Annotated in this window: 12 protein-coding genes; 7 read left to right on the top strand and 5 right to left on the bottom strand. The window is 62.9% G+C overall.

Annotated features, from left to right (window positions below):
* Window positions 1–15: 15 nt before the first annotated feature.
* Window positions 16–897, bottom strand: coding sequence for a LysR family transcriptional regulator (locus INT12_RS27690; RefSeq protein WP_046383206.1), 882 nt, complete (start codon window positions 895–897; stop codon window positions 16–18).
* A gap of 113 nt (window positions 898–1,010) precedes the next feature.
* Here INT12_RS27690 and INT12_RS27685 point away from each other — a divergent pair, with 113 nt between their 5' ends.
* The 3 genes from INT12_RS27685 to INT12_RS27675 all read left to right on the top strand — a co-directional run bounded on the left by INT12_RS27685 (window position 1,011) and on the right by INT12_RS27675 (window position 5,606).
* Complete coding sequence (locus tag INT12_RS27685) at window positions 1,011–2,213, top strand: MFS transporter (RefSeq protein ID WP_193040336.1); 1,203 nt, start codon at window positions 1,011–1,013, stop codon at window positions 2,211–2,213.
* Between the two features lie 193 nt (window positions 2,214–2,406).
* Window positions 2,407–3,261 (top strand): CAP domain-containing protein, encoded by an 855-nt coding sequence (locus tag INT12_RS27680; protein WP_193040337.1) that lies wholly within the window; start codon window positions 2,407–2,409, stop codon window positions 3,259–3,261.
* A 158-nt stretch (window positions 3,262–3,419) separates the two neighbouring features.
* On the top strand, window positions 3,420–5,606 hold the full coding sequence (locus tag INT12_RS27675) for a GAF domain-containing protein (protein WP_169884597.1): 2,187 nt from the start codon (window positions 3,420–3,422) through the stop codon (window positions 5,604–5,606).
* Between the two features lie 3 nt (window positions 5,607–5,609).
* On the opposite strand, the gene INT12_RS27670 is transcribed toward INT12_RS27675, so the two are convergent.
* The 4 genes from INT12_RS27670 to INT12_RS27655 form a co-directional block, all read right to left on the bottom strand.
* On the bottom strand, window positions 5,610–6,776 hold the full coding sequence (locus INT12_RS27670) for a sensor domain-containing diguanylate cyclase (protein ID WP_104903069.1): 1,167 nt from the start codon (window positions 6,774–6,776) through the stop codon (window positions 5,610–5,612).
* Window positions 6,777–6,827: 51 nt separating this feature from the next.
* Window positions 6,828–9,065, bottom strand: a complete 2,238-nt coding sequence (gene glgB, locus INT12_RS27665; protein WP_193040340.1) for a 1,4-alpha-glucan branching protein GlgB — start codon at window positions 9,063–9,065, stop codon at window positions 6,828–6,830.
* On the bottom strand, window positions 9,062–12,409 hold the full coding sequence (gene treS / locus INT12_RS27660; RefSeq protein WP_193059103.1) for a maltose alpha-D-glucosyltransferase: 3,348 nt from the start codon (window positions 12,407–12,409) through the stop codon (window positions 9,062–9,064). The genes glgB and treS overlap by 4 nt, the downstream gene beginning before the upstream one ends.
* A gap of 145 nt (window positions 12,410–12,554) precedes the next feature.
* On the bottom strand, window positions 12,555–14,543 hold the full coding sequence (locus INT12_RS27655) for an alpha-1,4-glucan--maltose-1-phosphate maltosyltransferase (RefSeq protein WP_193040342.1): 1,989 nt from the start codon (window positions 14,541–14,543) through the stop codon (window positions 12,555–12,557).
* Window positions 14,544–14,747: 204 nt separating this feature from the next.
* On the opposite strand from INT12_RS27655, the gene INT12_RS27650 reads away from it, so the two are divergent.
* The 4 genes from INT12_RS27650 to mapR all read left to right on the top strand — a co-directional run bounded on the left by INT12_RS27650 (window position 14,748) and on the right by mapR (window position 18,272).
* Window positions 14,748–14,915: a hypothetical protein gene (locus tag INT12_RS27650; protein WP_164887046.1), complete on the top strand. Its 168-nt coding sequence runs from the start codon at window positions 14,748–14,750 to the stop codon at window positions 14,913–14,915.
* Window positions 14,916–14,928: 13 nt separating this feature from the next.
* On the top strand, window positions 14,929–15,168 hold the full coding sequence (locus tag INT12_RS27645) for a DUF3203 family protein (protein WP_017848445.1): 240 nt from the start codon (window positions 14,929–14,931) through the stop codon (window positions 15,166–15,168).
* A 184-nt stretch (window positions 15,169–15,352) separates the two neighbouring features.
* Window positions 15,353–16,768 (top strand): cytochrome c oxidase accessory protein CcoG, encoded by a 1,416-nt coding sequence (ccoG, locus tag INT12_RS27640; protein ID WP_193040343.1) that lies wholly within the window; start codon window positions 15,353–15,355, stop codon window positions 16,766–16,768.
* 94 nt (window positions 16,769–16,862) lie between these two features.
* Window positions 16,863–18,272 carry a GntR family transcriptional regulator MpaR gene (mapR, locus tag INT12_RS27635; RefSeq protein WP_017848443.1) on the top strand — a complete coding sequence of 470 codons (1,410 nt, stop codon included), beginning with the start codon at window positions 16,863–16,865 and terminating at the stop codon, window positions 18,270–18,272.
* The last annotated feature ends 126 nt before the right edge of the window (window positions 18,273–18,398 follow it).

Raw genomic sequence — 18,398 nt, 5'->3', positions numbered from 1 at the left:
GGACGGGCCGCACTGTCATCGTCCGCACACCTCGCGCAAACACCCGCGCAACCAACGATGGGCCAGATCGGCGTCCAACCGTGGGTGCCAGAGCATTGCCACGGTAAACGCGGGTAACGCCACCGGCAGCGCAAAACAGAACAGGTCGCGCCGGTCTGGGGTATAGCGTTCGGGCACCGAGGCAATCAGGTCGGTGTTGCGTGCCAGGGCGATGGCGCTGGAAAAGCTGGCGACGATGCTGCCGATCTGCCGCGTCAGGCCCTGGGCTTCGAGGACGTCGTCGATCTGGCCGCGGTCCTGGCCGCGCCGCGATACGTAGAGGTGTCGGCCCTCGGCAAACCGTGCAGCGCTGATCTCGCCTTGGCTCAGGGGATGGCCGCTGCGCACCACGCCGATCAGGCGATCGCGAAACAGCGCCTGGGTCAGCACTTCAGGGCTGGCCGTGGGGTCGACCACGCCGATGTCCAGGTCGACGCTGCCTTCGCGCAGTTGCGCAGTGTCCTTGTCGGTCTTGCTGACGAAGCGCAGGCGCACGCCGGGGGCGTCCTCGGCGAGACGGGCGAGCAACGCCGAACCGAAGCCTTCGACAAACTCCTCGCTGGTTCGCAGGGTGAAGGTGCGGACCACGTGGGCCATCTCCAGCGCCTGTGCCGGGCGCAACACCGCCTGGGCGCCCTGCACCAGTTGGCTGACCTGTTCGCGCAGTGCCAACGCCCGGGGCGTCGGCACCAGGCCACGGCCAGCGCGGACCAGCAACGGGTCGCCGGTGGTCGCACGCAAGCGCGCCAACGCCCGGCTCATGGCCGAAGGGCTCAACCGCAGGCGCTTGGCCGCACGGGCGACACTGCCTTCGGCGAGCAATACATCCAGGGTGATCAGCAAATTGAGATCGGGCATCAGCGCTCCATGGCAGGCGTCATATGCAGGTATTTAGTGCAACTCATGCGTCTTCCGCCATGTTAGGCCACGCCGTAGATTTGCGACAGTTGCGTTCATTCAAGGAATCTTCCATGCATACCTCTTCCCGTGGCGGTCTTGTCAGCCTGTGCCTGTCCATGTTGCTGGCCGCCCTTGGCACCAGCATCGCCAATGTCGGCCTGCCCAGCCTAGCGCAGGCCTTCAATGCATCCTTTCACGCGACGCAATGGGTGGTGCTCACCTACCTGCTGGCGATCACGGCAGTCATCGTCAATGCCGGGCGCCTGGGCGATCGGCTGGGGCGACGGCGGCTGTTGATCGCTGGCTTGCTGCTGTTCGCCTTGGCCGGCGGGTTATGCGGTGTCGCGCCTAGCCTGCGGTGGCTGATTGCAGCGCGCAGCCTGCAAGGTTTGGGCGCGGCGATCATGATGGCGATGACGTTAGCGATGGTCGGCGACACCGTCCCCCAAGCGCGCACTGCGCGTGTCATGGGCTTGCTCGGCACGATGTCAGCCGTCGGTACCGCCATGGGCCCCGGTGTGGGCGGCCTGTTGCTCAGTGTGTGGGGGTGGCGCGCGCTGTTTCTGGTGGGGATGCCGCTGGGCTTGCTCGCGGCCGCCCTCGCCTGGCGCTACTTGCCGGTGGATCAACCACCCGCGCCACTGGCCAGCGGCACCGGCATTTGGCGCTCATTGCAGTCGACCTCGTTGCGCGCCGGCCTGGTGATGAGTGCGTTGGTGTCGGCGGTGATCATGGCCACCTTTGTCGTCGGGCCGTTCTACTTGTCCCGAGGGCTTGGGCTCGATCCGGCCGGGATGGGCTTGGCAATGGCCGTCGGCCCTGGTGTCGCGGCGCTCACCGGCATTCCGGCCGGTCGTCTGAGCGAACGCTTTGGCAGCCACGTCATGACACTCGTGGGGCTGGCTGTCTGCGGCAGTGGCGCCCTGTCGCTGTGCCTTGCGTCCGGGCTGGTCACTTATCTTGCCTCACTGATTACGCTGACCGCGGGCTACAGCCTGTTCCAGGCCGCCAACAACACTGCGGTGATGAGCGAAGCCGATGCGGCACGCCGAGGCACGATCTCAGGCCTGCTGAACCTGTCACGCAACCTGGGGCTGATTTTCGGTGCGTCGGCATTGGGCGCGATGTTTGCCTGGACCACTCCCGATGTCACCCATGCCACGCCGCAATCCGTGGCTGACGGTCTGCACGCAACCTTTACCGCAGCATTCGCTTTGATCCTGCTCGCCAGCGCCATGGCATGGCGGCGACAACCCGCGCGTCAGCTGGCGTGAGCTGAATATCCTCATTCATTGCGGGTTGATCATCCTCGCCATGCCAGCGCGGCGGGTGGTGGCGTTTGCCTTGCATGACCAGGGCCGTGAACATCCGGCATTCAAAACCCGAGGAAAAAAGTTCGGACCAACGGGTGCATGGACGCCCCTACATCGCGCATCATGGGCACTTTCAAGTTCAAGGGTAACGTCCATGCGCGTGCTGTCATTGATGATGGGTCTGACGACGCTGGCCGCCAGCCTGGTGTTCTGCGCCAGCGCGATGGCGAATGAAGAAAGTCAGTTAGTGCAACAGATCAACGCTTACCGCAGCCAGGTGCAACGCTGCGGCGACCAAGGTTCCCAGGAACTGCCACCGCTGGCCAGCGATACGCGCCTGGTGCTGCCGGCCAGTAATGTCGGCGACTTGCAGCAGGCCCTGGCCCGCGCGGCGTACCCGATGGTCAACGTGCAGGCAATCAGCCTGTCCGGGCCCAAGGATGCCCAGGCGGCCATGAAAGCCGTGCGCGAGAGTTTCTGCCGCGTGGTGCTGGACCCGCAATTCGTCGACATCGGCGTGAGCAACAGCGACCAGGACTGGCGCATCGTGCTCGCCCGCCCACTGCTGTCCAGCGGCCTGGGCGATTGGCAGACCGAAGGCAGGCAATTGCTGAACCTGATCAACGCCGCCCGCACACAACCGCGCCAATGCGGTCCCCAGGCGTTCACCGCGACCACGCCACTGTCGTGGAACGACACCTTGGCCAGTGCCGCCAACAGCCACACACGCAACATGGCCAACGGCAATTTCTTCGACCATCTGGACCACGACGGCCGCACCCCGGGCGACCGCGCCGAGCTGGCCGGGTACAGCGCGAAGAACATCGGCGAAAACATCGCGGCCGGCCTCGACACCCCGCGCAAAGTGGTGGACGGCTGGCTCGCCAGCCCCGGCCATTGCGCCAACCTGATGAACCCGCAATTCCGTGAATTGGGCGCCGCCTACGCGATGGACCCGAAGAGCGATGCAGGCATTTATTGGACAGCGGTGTTCGGAACACAACAGTAAGTGAACACCCGCGATGAGATCTATCCCAGCGGGTGAAGCATCAAAGTGCCATCTCATGGATAATTGCGCTGAACCGGCAGCAATCATTTCTGTCTGTTGCTTATTGGCCTGACGCATCAGGCATCCAAACAGACCGTGGCAAACAAGGTGTTCACCCGATGATGAATTGGCTGCAAAGCAGCAGCGACATGGCCGAGCGGGTACGCCAGCACGACTGGGCCAGTACGCCCCTGGGTCCGCTGGAACACTGGCCGGATGTGCTCAAGACCACCGTGGCGCTGTGCTTTGCTTCAAGTTTCCCCCAAGCCATCGTGTGGGGGCCTCAATTGACGACCCTCTATAACGACGCGTTCATTCCGATACTGGGCAATAAACCCTATGCCCTGGGGCGTCCATTCAGCGAGATCTGGAGCGAGGTCTGGGACGACATCAGCCCCATCGCCGATGCGGCTTTCCAGGGCCATGCGACCTATATCGAAAACTTCCCGCTGGTGATCGAACGCGGCGCGGCGCCGGAACAGGCGTACTTCACGTTCTGCTATAGCCCGATCCGCGACCCGCGGGGCCACGTCGTCGGCATGCTCGACACCGTGACCGAAACCACCGCCACGGTGTTCCTTTCGCGCCGCCTTGCGGTGCTGGATACCATCGGCAGCACGGTCGCCAATGCCACCGATGCCGAAGCCATCGTGACCGCCACCACGCACCTGCTGGCGCAGCATCTGCAAGTGTCCATCTGCGCCTACGCCGATATGGACGCCGATGAAGACGGCTTCACCATCCGTGACAACTGGACGGCTCCCGGCTCGCCCAGCATCGTCGGCCACTACCGCCTGCAGGCCTTCGGGCAGACCGCGGTCAAGTGCCTGCGGGCCGGTGAGCCGCTGGTGATCGGCAACAACCGGCTTGAACTGCCCGCACAGGAAGCCGCGGCGTTCCAGGCCCTGGGCATCACCGCCACGATCTGCATACCACTGATCAAACACGGTCGCCTTACGGCCTTGATGGCGGTTCACAGCACAGCAGAGCGGACCTGGTCGCCGTATGACCTGGCACTGTTGGCCGAAGTCACCGAACGGTCCTGGGCGCACATCGAACGGGTGCGCGCCGATGCCGCCGTGCGCGAAGGGTTGGCGGCCTTTACCGAATTGAACGCCACCCTCGAGCAGCGTGTGGAAGAACGCACCGCTGCGCTGGCCCAGGCCGAAGCGGCGTTGCGTCAATCACAGAAACTCGAAGCCATCGGCCAATTGACCGGCGGCGTAGCCCATGACTTCAACAACCTGCTGACCATCATTCGTTCGTCGGTGGACTTTTTGCGTCAGCCCGGGCTGCCCGAAGAACGGCGCCAACGCTACATGCGCGCAGTGTCGGACACCGTCGAGCGCGCCAGCAAGTTGACCAGCCAGTTACTTGCGTTCGCCCGCCGCCAACCGCTGAACCCGGAAGTCTTCGATGTGGCGCAGCGGGTCAAGGACATTGGCGAGATGCTCGAGAGTGTCACCGGTGCGCGCATTCATGTGCAGGTTCAATTGCCCGAGCGGCCGTGCCATGTCCGGGTCGACTCGAGCCAGTTCGAAACCGCGCTGATCAATATCGCACTCAACGCCCGCGATGCCATGGACGGCCAGGGCACCCTGACCCTGCGCGTGGACACGTTGGACGCGATGCCGCGCATCCGAGGCGATGCCCAAGCCTGCCAGCCGTTTGTCACGGTGGCCCTGGCCGACACCGGCAGCGGCATTCCGGGGGAAACGTTCGAGCGCATTTTCGAGCCGTTCTTTACCACCAAGGCCGTGGGCAAAGGCACGGGCCTGGGGTTGTCACAGGTGTTCGGCTTCGCCAAGCAGTCCGGTGGCAATGTCGACGTGGCCAGCCGTCTTGGCCAGGGCACGGTGTTTACCCTGTACCTGCCCGAGGTCGAGCCGGAGGACGCCCGCCACGAGCCCTCCCCTAGTGACCCGGCACCGCCCCACGACACGACCCTGCGCAACATCCTGATCGTGGAAGACAACCTGGACGTAGGCCGTTTCGCCAACCAGATCCTCCAGGACCTCGGTTACCAGACCACCTGGGCGACCGATGCCGAACAGGCGCTGGCGCTGGCCGGTCCGGATGCCGCGGCTTTCGACGCGATTTTCTCGGACGTGGTGATGCCGGGCATGACCGGCGTGGCGATGGCCAGGCTCCTGCGCCAACGTCGCGCCGACCTGCCGGTGGTGCTCACCTCCGGCTACAGCGAAGAACTCGCGGAAAGCGGCTACGAAGGGTTCGAGTTCCTCGCCAAGCCCTACTCCGCCGACCAGGTGGCGCGGGTGCTGGCCAAGGCCATGTTCAAGGACTGAGCCCTACTCCGCCACGGCCACTTGATTGCGGCCGAGGGCCTTGGCGCGGTATAGCGCCTTGTCGGCGGTGTTCATCAACGCGTGCAGGTCGCCATCCAAGGTGCAGGTCGACGCCACGCCGAGACTGGCGGTCATGCCCTGCACAGGTTCGGAAGCCATGCAGGAGATGGCCTTGATCAACTGCTCAGCGATACCCCGGGCGGTTTCCAGCGAGGTATTGGGCAGCAACACCGCAAACTCCTCGCCCCCCAGGCGACCGTAAACATCGGCCTGGCGAAACGACGCGGTGATCACTCCGCCGATCTGCCGCAATACCTGGTCGCCGGCCTGGTGGCCGTAGGTATCGTTGATTTCCTTGAAGTGGTCCATGTCGATCATCAACGCGCACAGCGGCTGCCGGTTGAGGCGGCACTGCGCGTACAGCAATTGTGCATGTTCAAAAAACGCGCGGCGGTTCATCAGCCCGGTCAGTTCATCGGTCTGTGCGGCGCGCGCGGAAATAGTGTGGGCGCGTTCCATCTGCCTGGTCAGACGGAAGGCTTTTTCCAGGGCGCCGGACAACTTGCGCGTGGCACTGACCACAAACGAGGAAAACACCAGCACCGCAATCGCCACGCCGACCTGCATCGACGACGGCTGAAACAGCAGCCACAGCGTACACGGCAGCAACACCAGGCCCATGGACACCATGGTCATGTAGCGATAGGCCGAATAGCACGAGACAGCACTGACGGACATGCCCACGGTAAACAACATCACCAGTACTTGGGACATCCGGTCGTCGCTGGGCATTACCGCAAAGGCACCGGCGCCCCAGATGCTCGCGGACAGTATCAAGGTGAGCCAGTAACGGCGCTCCCAGCGTTCCGGCGTGCGCTCGCTGTGGGGGCTGCGAAACCACTCGAGGAACATTTTCACCCGCAGCAGCGATGACGCCGCCAGCACCGCCAGCCATACCTGCATGACCTGGTGGTCAAAACGGTCCCAACACAGCCAGCAAAGCATCGCCGCCGCGAAATAACTGCCGAAAATGGCGGCAAATGACTGACGAAACAGCTGATGCAAACGGTCGGTTCGCACCTGCCCCTCAATAACGCAATCCTGGTCTTGCTCATGCCCAAGGCCATTCATGAAAACCGCCTGATTCAACTGCCGCGACAAAGGTGCCATTGTGGCACCCTGCCACTAGCGCGGACAATAGACGCCAGCACCTTGGCGCCGTTAACTGTCTTGCGGACGCAAAATCAGCACGCCCAATGGCGGCAGATTCAACGACAGCGACACCGGTTGACCATGATGCGGTTCATCTTCGGTGAATACCCCCCCGCCATTGCCATAATTCGAACCGGCATACGTGTCCGCATCGCTGTTGATCACCTCGCTCCAACGCCCGGCGAATGGCACGCCGACCTTGTAGGCTTCACGGGGCACCGGGGTGAAGTTGGCCACCACCAGTACCGGCCTGCCGTCCTTGCTCCAGCGCAGCCAGGCGTAGACGCTGTTGATCGCATCGTCGCCGATCAGCCACTGGAAGCCCTGGGGCGCGTCGTCCTGTTCATACAGGGCCGGTTCCTCGCGGTACAGGCGATTCAAGTCACTCACCAGCTTCTGCACCCCACGGTGTTCGGGGTATTGCAGCAGGTACCAGTCCAGTTGCTGGTCGTGGTTCCACTCGCGCCATTGGCCGAACTCGCAGCCCATGAACAGCAGCTTCTTGCCCGGGTGCGTCCACATGAAACTCAGGTAGGCGCGCAGGTTGGCGAATTTCTGCCAGCGGTCGCCGGGCATCTTGTCGATCAGCGAGTGCTTGCCGTGGACCACTTCATCGTGGGAGATCGGCAGGATGAAACGCTCGGACCAGGCATACACCAGGCCAAAACTCAGTTCATTGTGATGGTGGGCGCGGTACACCGGGTCTTGCTGGATGTAATGCAGGGAATCGTTCATCCAGCCCATGTTCCACTTGTAGTTGAAGCCCAGGCCGCCCTGTTGGGTTGGCTGGCTGACGCCCGGCCAGGCCGTGGATTCTTCGGCGATCACCAGCGCGCCGGGGGCTTCGAGGGCGACCACGTCGTTCAAGTGCCGCAGGAAGTCGATGGCTTCGAGGTTCTCGCGGCCGCCATGGCGGTTGGGCACCCATTCGCCGGCCTTGCGCGAATAGTCGCGATACAGCATCGAGGCCACGGCATCGACGCGCAGGCCATCGACGTGGAAGTGTTTGAGCCAATGCAGCGCCGAGGCCAGCATAAAGCCATGTACTTCGGTGCGACCCAGGTTGTAGATCAGCGTGTCCCAATCCTGGTGGAAGCCTTCCAGCGGGTTGGCGTATTCGTACAGCGCCGTGCCATCGAATTGCGCGAGGCCGTGGGCATCGGTGGGAAAATGCGCCGGTACCCAGTCGAGGATCACGCCGATGTCGGCCTGGTGACAGGCATTGACGAACTCGGCGAATGCTTGCGGCGAACCGAAGCGCGCAGTCGGCGCGAACTGGGACAACGCTTGATAACCCCAGGAACCGCCGAACGGGTGTTCCATGATCGGCATCAGCTCGATATGGGTAAAGCCCAACTGTTGCACATACGGAATCAGCCGCTCGGCCAGTTCACCCCAGCCGTACTGGCGCGAAACCTCACCGGCCTCGTCCAGTTCGCACTGCCAGGAGCCCAGGTGCAACTCATAAATCGACAACGGTGCCGTGGGCTTCTGCTTTTGCGCACGCGCCTGCATCCACGCGTGATCCTGCCAGTCGACCTGCAACGGCGACGCGACTTTCGATGCCGTGTCGGGCGGCATCTGGGTGGCCAGGGCCATCGGGTCGGCCTTGAGCGGCAAAATGCCGTGGGCCCCGAGAATCTCGTATTTGTAGGCCGCGCCCGCTTGCAAGCGTGGGATAAAGATCTCCCACACACCGGCCGGATGGCGCAGGCGCATCGGGTGGCGGCGGCCGTCCCAGATATTGAAGTCGCCGACCACCGACACGCGCCGGGCGTTCGGTGCCCACACGGCAAACCGCACGCCTTGCACGCCATCGACCGTGGTCAACTGGGCGCCCAGGCAACTGCTGAGGTCACGGTGATTACCTTCGGCAAACAGGTACAGGTCCATTTCCCCCAGCAGCAGTTGCTGGAAACTGTAAGGGTCTTCGGTGATCTGTTCGCCACCGGCCCATTGGATCTTCAACAGGTAGGCCTGGCGGCTGCTGAAATGCCCGATAAACAGACCCGGCACCTGGGTCGCGTCGAGGCTGCCGATCAGCTCGCCAGTGTCGCGACTCAGCAGCTGGACACTCAAGGCCTCCGGCAGGAACGCACGGACAAACTGGCCGCCCTGCTCGTCATCATGGGGCCCGAGAATCGAGAACGGATCATGGTGTTCGGCGCGCACCAGCGCTTCGACGTCCTTGGACGCCGGCATTGCTGTCAGTTTCGGCTGCAGCGGTTCTTTATTCGTAAAACTCATGACGTCTCCCCACCGCGTACAGATTTCGATCCAGGTATGAGCCCGCTGAGCAAACCGTGTAACCCCTGCAAGGGCACCGGCAGCCAGGTCGGGCGGTTTTCCGCTTCATAAGCCACTTCGTACGCGGCCTTCTCCAGGCTGAACAAGGTCAGCGCTGCGTCCTGGCCTTTGGCATCCTGCCAGTCATGCGCCAGTGTAGCCGTCGCCGCGTGATAAGCCTTGATAAATGCCAGACGCGCCTCAATCAGGTAGCGCTCGGTCACACGCTGGCGCGCCGCGTCCGCTGCGGGTGAGTGGTCCACACCTTGCACATTCAGGGCCATGGCCGCCGCGTAATCAAACGAACGCAGCACGCCGCTGACGTCTTTATACGGGCTGTGCTTGCCGCGCCGTTCGTGCAGCGGCCGCGCCGGCTCCCCTTCAAAGTCGATCAGGTAGGCGTCGCCTTTCACTACCAGCACCTGGCCCAGGTGCAAGTCACCGTGGACGCGAATGCGCAAGCCGCCCAACGCGGCCTGCGCCAACGCCCGGACCTGAGCGCCGATGGCTTTTTTCTGCTCCAACAATTCACTGACCCGCGCCTGATCGGCCGGGTTCAATTGGTTTTGATGCAGTTTGAGCAATTGCAGGGCGCGCTCGATCTGCGCCGCGATGTCCTTGGCCCAGGCCTCGGCATCCTTGGCGGTGGTGACTTCGGCTTGGAAGTCTGGGTTGGCCGTCGGCGCCGCCAGCACGCCGTGCATTTCACCCAGGCGCTGCCCGAGCAAGCCGGCAAAGTCGGCCAGCTCGCCCAAGGCGTTGTAATGCTGCTCCTGTTCGGACATCGCTTCGGCCAGTTCGTCGCGGATCGCGCGCTCCAGGTTGTTCTGGGTCCAGCCCCAGGCGTCGCCCTGGTTGCTCAGGTAGCCCTGGGCAATCATCAACAGGTTGTCCTGGCCTTGGCCGTCACGCCGAATCATCGAACCGAGCAACGGCGAAATGTTCGGGTAACCGGCTGCGGTCAGGTAGGCGCTCATCTCCAGCTCCGGATGGACCCCGGCGCTGACCTTGCGGATCAGCTTGAGCACCAGGCTCTCGCCCACCACCACCGAGCTGTTGGACTGCTCGGCGGCCAGGTAGCGCACGGGCGACTCATCGGTCAGCGCCAGCCTGGCCAGTTGCGGCGTGGCTTCAAAGCGCAGCTCGCCCTCGCTGCTGTTCAACACGGTGCCGGCCTGCAAGGCCTGGATCACCGCGCGGATAAAGTGTTCCAGGCTGAACGCATCGGTCACCAACCCCACCTGACGCACGCGCCGCACACGGGCCAGGGCCAGTTGTTGCGGCAAGGCGCTGGTGAACTGGTCTTCGCCGAGAAAGCCGAACGGCAACTGGTAACGGCTGACCTGCCCCCCGGCGCTCACCTCGATTTCGCTGAGCAGCACCGGGTGCTGCAGGTCGCCGAACCGCACGCCGTAGGCGATATGCACGCTGTCGATGGCCGTGTCCTTGCCGGCGAACCAGCGGCGCTTGGGCAGCCAGGCCGGCAGCGAGGTGTGCTCCAGGACAGCGCGACACGGTGCGTCGAGCAGCTCCTCCATGCGTTTTTTCAGAACCAGGGTGGTGAAGTCCGGCATGCTTTGCACCGGTTCCACATGCCAGCTGGGCATCTGGTTTTCCGCCGCCAGCACGAACCAGTAGAAGCCATACGGCGCCAGGGTCAGCAGGAAATTCAACTGGCCGATGGGCGGGAACGCATTACCGCCGAGCATCTCCACCGGCACCATGCCGGCGAAGGCCGAGAGGTCCAACTCGGCCGCCTGGGCGCTGCGCGAGACGTTGGCCACGCACAGGATGATCTCGGTGCGGCCGTCGTCCCCGGTGAATTCACGGGTATAGGCGAGGATGCGCCGGTTGCTCGGCGAGAGCATCTTCAAGCTGCCGCGGCCGAAGGCCTTGGACTGCTTGCGCACCGCGAGCATGCGGCGGGTCCAGTTGAGCAACGAATGCGGGTCCTGGGCCTGGGTTTCGACGTTGACCGACTGATAGCCGTATTGCGCGTCCATGATCGGCGGCAGCACCAGGCTGGCCGGGTCGGCGCGGGAAAAGCCGCCGTTACGGTCGATGGACCACTGCATCGGCGTTCGCACGCCGTCGCGGTCACCCAGATAGATGTTGTCGCCCATGCCGATTTCATCACCGTAATACAGGGTCGGCGTGCCCGGCATCGACAACAGCAGGCTGTTGAGCAGTTCGACGCGACGGCGGTCACGCTCCATCAGCGGCGCCAGGCGCCGGCGAATGCCCAGGTTGATCCGCGCGCGACGGTCGGCGGCGTAGTAGTTCCACAGGTAGTCGCGTTCTTTGTCGGTGACCATTTCCAGGGTCAGTTCATCGTGGTTGCGCAGGAAGATCGCCCATTGGCAATTGGCCGGGATTTCCGGGGTCTGGCGCAGGATGTCGGTGATCGGGAAACGGTCCTCCTGGGCCAACGCCATGTACATGCGCGGCATCAGCGGGAAGTGAAAGGCCATGTGGCATTCATCGCCGTCGTCGCCCTTTTTGTCACCGAAGTACATCTGCGTGTCTTCCGGCCACTGGTTGGCTGCGGCCAGCAGCATGCGGTCGGGGTAATGGGCGTCGATCTCGGCGCGGATCTGCTTGAGGACGTCGTGGGTCTCCGGCAGGTTTTCGTTGTTGGTGCCGTCGCGCTCGATCAGGTACGGGATCGCGTCCAGGCGCAGGCCGTCAATGCCCATGTCGAGCCAGAAGCGCATCACCGACAGCACGGCTTTCATCACTTGCGGATTGTCGAAGTTGAGGTCGGGCTGGTGCGAATAGAAACGGTGCCAGAAGTACTGGCCGGCCACCGGGTCCCAGGTCCAGTTGGACTTCTCGGTATCGAGGAAGATGACGCGCGTGCCGTCGTACTTCTGATCGTCGTCGGACCACACGTAGAAGTCCCGCGCCGCCGAACCGGGCTTGGCCTTGCGTGCGCGCTGAAACCACGGGTGCTGGTCGGAGGTGTGGTTGATCACCAGTTCGGTGATCACCCGCAGCCCGCGTTGGTGGGCTTCGGCGATAAAGCGCCGGGCATCGGCCATGGTCCCGTAGTCGCTGTGCACGCCGCGGTACTCGGCGATGTCATAGCCGTCGTCGCGACGTGGCGAGGGGTAGAACGGCAGGAGCCAGATGGTGTTCACACCGAGGTCGGCGATGTAGTCGAGTTTGGCGATCAGCCCGGGAAAGTCACCGATGCCGTCGTTATTGGAGTCGAAATAGGATTTGACGTGAACCTGATAGATCACCGCGTCCTTGTACCACAGCGGGTCTTTGATAAAGGTGGCAGCCTTGGGTTTCTTCGCCATTGGAAACTCCTGAAAACTCGAGGATTCTTGCAGACTGAAGCGGGTCGAAGTGCGGGGGCTTGCGCCCGATAGCGGCAGGACAGTCACTTGATCCATAGGCTGGCATAGCGCTTTCGGGAGCAAGCCCCCGCCCACATGTCGATCCTTAGTACGTGGTGATGCGCCAGATCCCGAACGGCATCTGCGGCTCCAGCCGCATCCATTGGGTCTTGCCGTACCACGTCCAGCGATGGCCGTTCATCAAATCTTCGCCCTGGGTGTGGGCGTCGTCCGGCAGGCCCAGCTCCCACAGCGGCAATTCGAATTGCGCTTCCTGGGCATTGAATGGGTCGAGGTTGACCGCCACCAGGATGAAATTGCTGCCGTCTTCGCTGCGCTTGCCGAAGTACAGGATGTTCTCGTTCCAGGCGTTGTAGAGCGTTAGCCCCAGATGCGTGTGCAATGCCGGGTTTTGCCGGCGGATGCGGTTGAGTTGGGCGATCTCGGCGATGATGTTGCCGGGTGCGGTGAAGTCCCGGGGGCGGATCTCGTATTTTTCCGAGTCCTGGTACTCTTCCTTGCCCGGCACCGGCGCGGCTTCGCACAGTTCGAAGCCGGAATACATGCCCCACAACCCCGAGCCCATGCTCGCCAGCGCGGCGCGGATCAAGAAGCCCGGGCGCCCGGACTCATGCAGGAAAGCGGGGTTGATGTCCGGGGTGTTGACGAAGAAGTTCGGCCGGTAGCACTCGCGCCAGGGCGACTCGTTCAATTGCGCCAGGTACTCGCTCAGCTCGGCCTTGGTGTTGCGCCAGGTGAAATAGGTGTAGCTCTGGGAGTAACCGACCTTGCCCAGGCGCGCCATCATCGCCGGTGTGGTGAATGCTTCGGCGAGGAAGATCACCTCCGGGTACTTGGACCGCACATCGCTGATCAGCCATTGCCAGAATGGCAGCGGCTTGGTGTGAGGGTTATCGACGCGGAATGTCTTCACGCCCTCCTCGACCCAAGCGAGCACGATGTCACGCAGTTCGGTCCACAGGCTGGGGATCGCATCGGCGGCGTAGAAATCGACGTTGACGATGTCCTGGTACTTTTTCGGCGGGTTTTCCGCGTATTTGATCGTGCCGTCCGGGCGCCAGTTGAACCAGCCCGGGTGCTGCTTGAGCCACGGGTGGTCCTGGGAGCACTGAATGGCGAAGTCCAGGGCGACTTCCAGGCCATGGTCGGCGGCCGCCTTGACCAGGCGCCGAAAATCGTCGCGGCTGCCCAGTTGCGGATGAATCGCGTCGTGGCCGCCCTCCTCGCTGCCGATCGCGTAGGGGCTGCCCGGATCGTGCTGCTCGGCCCTCAAGGCATTGTTCCTGCCCTTACGGTGGCTGCGGCCGATGGGGTGGATCGGCGGGAAGTACAGCACGTCGAACCCCATGTCATGGATCATCGACAGCCGCGAATGCACGTCGAGGAACGTACCGTGACGCGCTGGATGGTCGGTGATAGAGCGCGGAAACAGCTCATACCAACTGGCAAACTGCGCACGCTCGCGCTCCACGTCGAGCGGGTACGCGGGACTGATGCTCAAATAGGCGCGGTGATCGGCCCGGGTCATCAGGTACGCACTGTCTTCGTGCAGGAACAGCGCAACCTGCTCGGTTTCCAGCAGGCCGGAGAGCTCGTGGTACAAGCGCATCAGGCGCTCGCGCAGCTCACTGTCACTGCGCTCGGCGGCCAGCAGCACCAGGCTGCGGCCTTCCTGCAACTCAAGGCTGACCGGCACGCCAGCCTCATGTTTCTTGCGCAGTTCGTAGCAGAAGCTGGCAAAGCTATCGATCCAGGCTTCGATGCAATATTCATGGGGCCCTTGGGCGGTGACGGTAAACGCGCCCTCCCAGCCGTCGTTGCCGATATCGGCCATGACCTCGCTGTGCCAGCTTTCATCGTGCAAGGCGCGCCAGCGGATCAGCACCGCGAGCGTGTCGTGGCCATCGGCGAACACCTTGCTGGTGACATTGATGCGTTGGCCCACCACGGCCTTGACCGCAAATTCGCCGCCGTCGATCACCGGCATGGTGCTTTCAATCGCTATGCGAGGCAGCAACAACGCCTGGGACAGCGGCAATACACAATCGTCTGGAGTCAGTGTTTCAGCAGTCATCGAGCATCTTCCCCTTACGCCCTGTGGACGCTCTTTGCTTGATCCGAATTCTGATACGGCACCGCTCTCCCTGAGCAGGGCCACATAAGGTCCGAGCCCGGGGCCGGGTGAAAAGTTCAGGTGGATATGCCGCCATCGACGGGGGAATCAATTCCCCCGGGCGGCTGTCCACCGATAGAGCAAAGCACAAAGGAGGCCACACCGATGAATATCCCGATCCCCGCGCAAACGCCCGATCCGAATATCGACAAGCCGACCCTGCCGCCCACCGAACCGGCTGCGCCTCCTGAGGAGGAACCGCCGCAAGACCCGCCCGTGCGGGTGGAGGAACCCTCAGCCCAATGCTATCCCCTCACCATCACCAGACGATGACAAGGAGTTCACCATGCCTGTACGTATCGAAAACCAGATCTGCTACTTCACGGTCGATGACAACGGCCAGGAACAAAGCCTGCCCGCGTCCCAGGTCACCGTCAGTACCGACAGCGAAAAATCCATGTCTTTTGTGGCGCTGAACGACGACCGGATCTACATCACCGAGGTCGAGGCCGACGCGCTGACCGTCGCCGGCGCCCAGGATGGGCGCAAACACCTGAAGGCCAGCGACAGTGATTCGGTGATTTGATTGATCTGTATCAGCACACGCTGAATCGAGCTGCGCCCCAGGCGCCACGGGGTGCAGCACATTGTCGCAGCAGGGCCTTTGCAGCGCATCTGATCCGCTTTTTATCGCCACACCTGAGTCTGTTATGCAAACAGCACGACGAGCATAGTTCACCGGCCTGATGGAGGCTGATGAGCAAACGACCATGAGCGAAATAATCCCCGTCCGAACCGTGGAAATCCACGAGCCTGCGCACCCGAAGAAGGTGACGGCCAAATCCAGCGATAACCAGATCCATACCCGTAGCTTCACCGGCCTGTACCGCACCTTGCGCGTGGCTGGTGCAGGCTTTCTGTTCCTGGCGTTTTTCGGCACGGTGTGGCTGAACTGGGGCGGGCGCCAGGCCGTACTGTGGGATCTGGCCGAAAGCAAGTTCCACATATTCGGCGCCACGTTCTGGCCGCAGGACTTCATCCTGCTGTCGGCGCTGTTGATCATCTGCGCCTTCGGCCTGTTTGCGATCACCGTGTTCGCCGGCCGGGTGTGGTGCGGCTACACCTGCCCGCAAAGCTCGTTCACCTGGCTGTTCATGTGGTGCGAAAAAGTCACCGAAGGCGAGCGCAACCAGCGTATCAAGCTGCAAGCGGCACCCTGGAGCCTGAACAAACTGGCACGGCGCTCGGCCAAACATACGCTGTGGCTGAGTATCAGCGTGCTGACCGGGTTGACCTTTGTCGGTTACTTCACACCCATTCGCCCGCTGGCCAGCGAACTGCTGACCTGGCAGATGGGCGGCGTGAGCCTGTTCTGGGTGGTGTTTTTCACCGCCGCCACTTACCTCAACGCCGGCTGGCTGCGCGAAGCGGTGTGCATGCACATGTGCCCATATGCGCGGTTCCAGAGCGTGATGTTCGACAAAGACACGCTGACCATCTCCTACGATGCGGCCCGTGGCGAACACCGCGGCCCGCGCAAGCGTGAAGCCAAACCGGCGGACGTCGGCCTCGGCGACTGCATCGATTGCCAATTGTGCGTGCAAGTGTGCCCCACCGGCATCGATATCCGCGACGGCCTGCAAATGGAATGCATCGGCTGCGCGGCGTGCATTGATGCCTGCGACTCGATCATGGACAAAATGGGCTACGCCCGCGGCCTGGTGAGTTACACCAGCGAACATCAACTGCAAGGCGGCAAGACCCACCTGCTCAGGCCACGCCTGATCGGCTACAGTGCGGTGCTGCTGGTGATGATCGCGGCGTTGGTCGTGGCACTGGTGCAGCGGCCGATGGTGTCGCTGGACGTGACCAAGGACCGCGGCATGTTCCGCGAAAACAGCCAGGGCCTGATCGAAAACATCTACAGCCTCAAGGTCATCAACAAGACCCAGCAACCCCAGGACTACCGCCTGGAACTGGTGGATGGCGAAGGCTTCCAGCTGCAAGGCAAGACCCAGATCAGCCTGGCCCCGGGGGAAATCAGCGACGTGCCGGTGTCGGTGGCGTTGCTGGCGGACAAGCCGGCGAGCAGTTCGCAGATTCTGCGCTTCAAGGTCACCGACGTCGACGAACCATGGGTCTACAGCGCTGCCGACAGCCGTTTCGTGGCACCGTTGAACCGCTGAGGGTTGGCCTGCATAAGAGATCAAATGTGGCAGCCGCTAAGCCGGCGGCCACATTTCGCCCTGCGTACATCTTGAGAAGATTAATTTGGCTACCATGAAACGCTACGAAAAATTCGCCGACGACATCGCAGAACTGATCCGCTCCGGCGTGCTCGGCCCTGGCCAGCGAGTGCCTTCGGTGCGCTATGCCAGCCAGACCTACGGCGTCAGCCCGTCCACGGTGTTCCAGGCGTACTACCTGCTGGAACGCCGCGGCCTGATCCGGGCGCGACCGCGTTCTGGCTACTTCGTCAACACCCATGCGCCCAGCCCGTTCTCCGAACCGGTGGTGAGTGAACATGTGCATGAGTCCACCGAAGTCGATGTGAGCGAATTGGTGTTCTCGGTGCTCGAGTCCATCAAAGACCCGAATACCGTGCCGTTCGGCTCGGCCTTCCCCAGCCCGATGCTGTTCCCGCTGCCCCGCCTGGCCCGCTCCCTGGCCAGCGCCGCCCGTGAGATGGACCCGCGCCTGGTGGTCACCGACATGTCGCCGGGCAACCCGCAACTGCGCCGGCAGATTGCCCTGCGTTATATGGTCGGCGGCCTGATGTTGCCGATGGAAGAGCTGCTGATCACCAACGGCGCCCTCGAAGCCCTGAACCTGTGCCTGCAGGCCGTCACCGAGCCGGGCGATCTGGTGGCCATTGAAGCGCCGGCGTTTTATGCCTGCCTGCAAGTGCTCGAACGCCTGAAACTCAAAGCGGTGGAAATCCCCGTGCATCCGCGTGACGGCATCGACCTCAACGCCCTGGCGCAAAGCCTGGAGCGCTACCCGATCAAAGCCTGTTGGACCATGACCAGTTTCCAGAACCCCATGGGCGCCACGCTGCCGGAAGCGAAGAAACAGGAATTGGTGGAGCTGCTGCGCCGCCATCAGGTGCCGTTGATCGAGGACGACGTCTACGCAGAGTTGTACTACGGACAACAGGCACCGAAACCCGCCAAGGCCTTCGACACCGAGGGCCTGGTGATGCACTGCGGCTCCTTCGCCAAGAGCCTCGCACCGGGTTATCGCATTGGCTGGGTGGCGGCCGGGCGCTATGCGCAGAAGGTCGAGCGTTTGAAGCTGATGACCTCGTTGTGCCCGTCGATGCCCGCCCAGGCGGCGATTGCCGACTACCTGCAACATGGCGGCTATGACCGGCACTTGCGCAAATTGCGCTACGCCCTGGAAGAACAGCAAAGCGCAATGCTTGCGGCCATTGCCCGGTATTTTCCGGCGCAGACGCGGGTCAGCCAGCCGGCCGGCGGGTATTTCCTCTGGCTGGAATTGCCGGAGCAGACGGATTCATTGAAGTTGTTCCAGATGGCCTTGGCCCAAGGCATCAGCATCGCGCCGGGGCCGATTTTTTCGGCGACCCAGCGTTTCAGGAACTGTATCCGCCTGAACTACGGCAGCCCGTGGTCGGAAGCATCGGAAAAAGCGATGGAGACGTTGGGACGCATTGTGCGCTCGTTTTGACGCGGAACCAGATCGACGCACGTACCACACAGGACACTCACTATTCCTGGTTCGAACCAGAGGTTTCCTATGAGCGTTTCTGTACCCCCAAGGCCTGCACCCCTGCCCATCCCGCCCAACTACATG

It is taken from the genome of Pseudomonas sp. K8 (assembly GCF_014889455.1).
Classification (GTDB): Bacteria; Pseudomonadota; Gammaproteobacteria; order Pseudomonadales; family Pseudomonadaceae; genus Aquipseudomonas; species Aquipseudomonas veronii.
Note: the sequence above shows the minus strand (reverse complement) of the source record. Positions and strands in the feature narration are given on the sequence as shown.

What these genes read in the sequence shown, in the direction of transcription:
- INT12_RS27680 (WP_193040337.1), top strand. Translation starts at nt 2,407, where the DNA reads ATGCGCGTGCTGTCATTGATGATGGGTCTGACGACGCTGGCCGCCAGC.
- INT12_RS27655 (WP_193040342.1), bottom strand. Translation starts at nt 14,543, where the DNA reads ATGACTGCTGAAACACTGACTCCAGACGATTGTGTATTGCCGCTGTCC.
- INT12_RS27685 (WP_193040336.1), top strand. Translation starts at nt 1,011, where the DNA reads ATGCATACCTCTTCCCGTGGCGGTCTTGTCAGCCTGTGCCTGTCCATG.
- INT12_RS27650 (WP_164887046.1), top strand. Translation starts at nt 14,748, where the DNA reads ATGAATATCCCGATCCCCGCGCAAACGCCCGATCCGAATATCGACAAG.
- INT12_RS27690 (WP_046383206.1), bottom strand. Translation starts at nt 897, where the DNA reads ATGCCCGATCTCAATTTGCTGATCACCCTGGATGTATTGCTCGCCGAA.
- INT12_RS27670 (WP_104903069.1), bottom strand. Translation starts at nt 6,776, where the DNA reads ATGGCACCTTTGTCGCGGCAGTTGAATCAGGCGGTTTTCATGAATGGC.
- treS (WP_193059103.1), bottom strand. Translation starts at nt 12,409, where the DNA reads ATGGCGAAGAAACCCAAGGCTGCCACCTTTATCAAAGACCCGCTGTGG.
- mapR (WP_017848443.1), top strand. Translation starts at nt 16,863, where the DNA reads ATGAAACGCTACGAAAAATTCGCCGACGACATCGCAGAACTGATCCGC.
- glgB (WP_193040340.1), bottom strand. Translation starts at nt 9,065, where the DNA reads ATGAGTTTTACGAATAAAGAACCGCTGCAGCCGAAACTGACAGCAATG.
- ccoG (WP_193040343.1), top strand. Translation starts at nt 15,353, where the DNA reads ATGAGCGAAATAATCCCCGTCCGAACCGTGGAAATCCACGAGCCTGCG.
- INT12_RS27675 (WP_169884597.1), top strand. Translation starts at nt 3,420, where the DNA reads ATGATGAATTGGCTGCAAAGCAGCAGCGACATGGCCGAGCGGGTACGC.
- INT12_RS27645 (WP_017848445.1), top strand. Translation starts at nt 14,929, where the DNA reads ATGCCTGTACGTATCGAAAACCAGATCTGCTACTTCACGGTCGATGAC.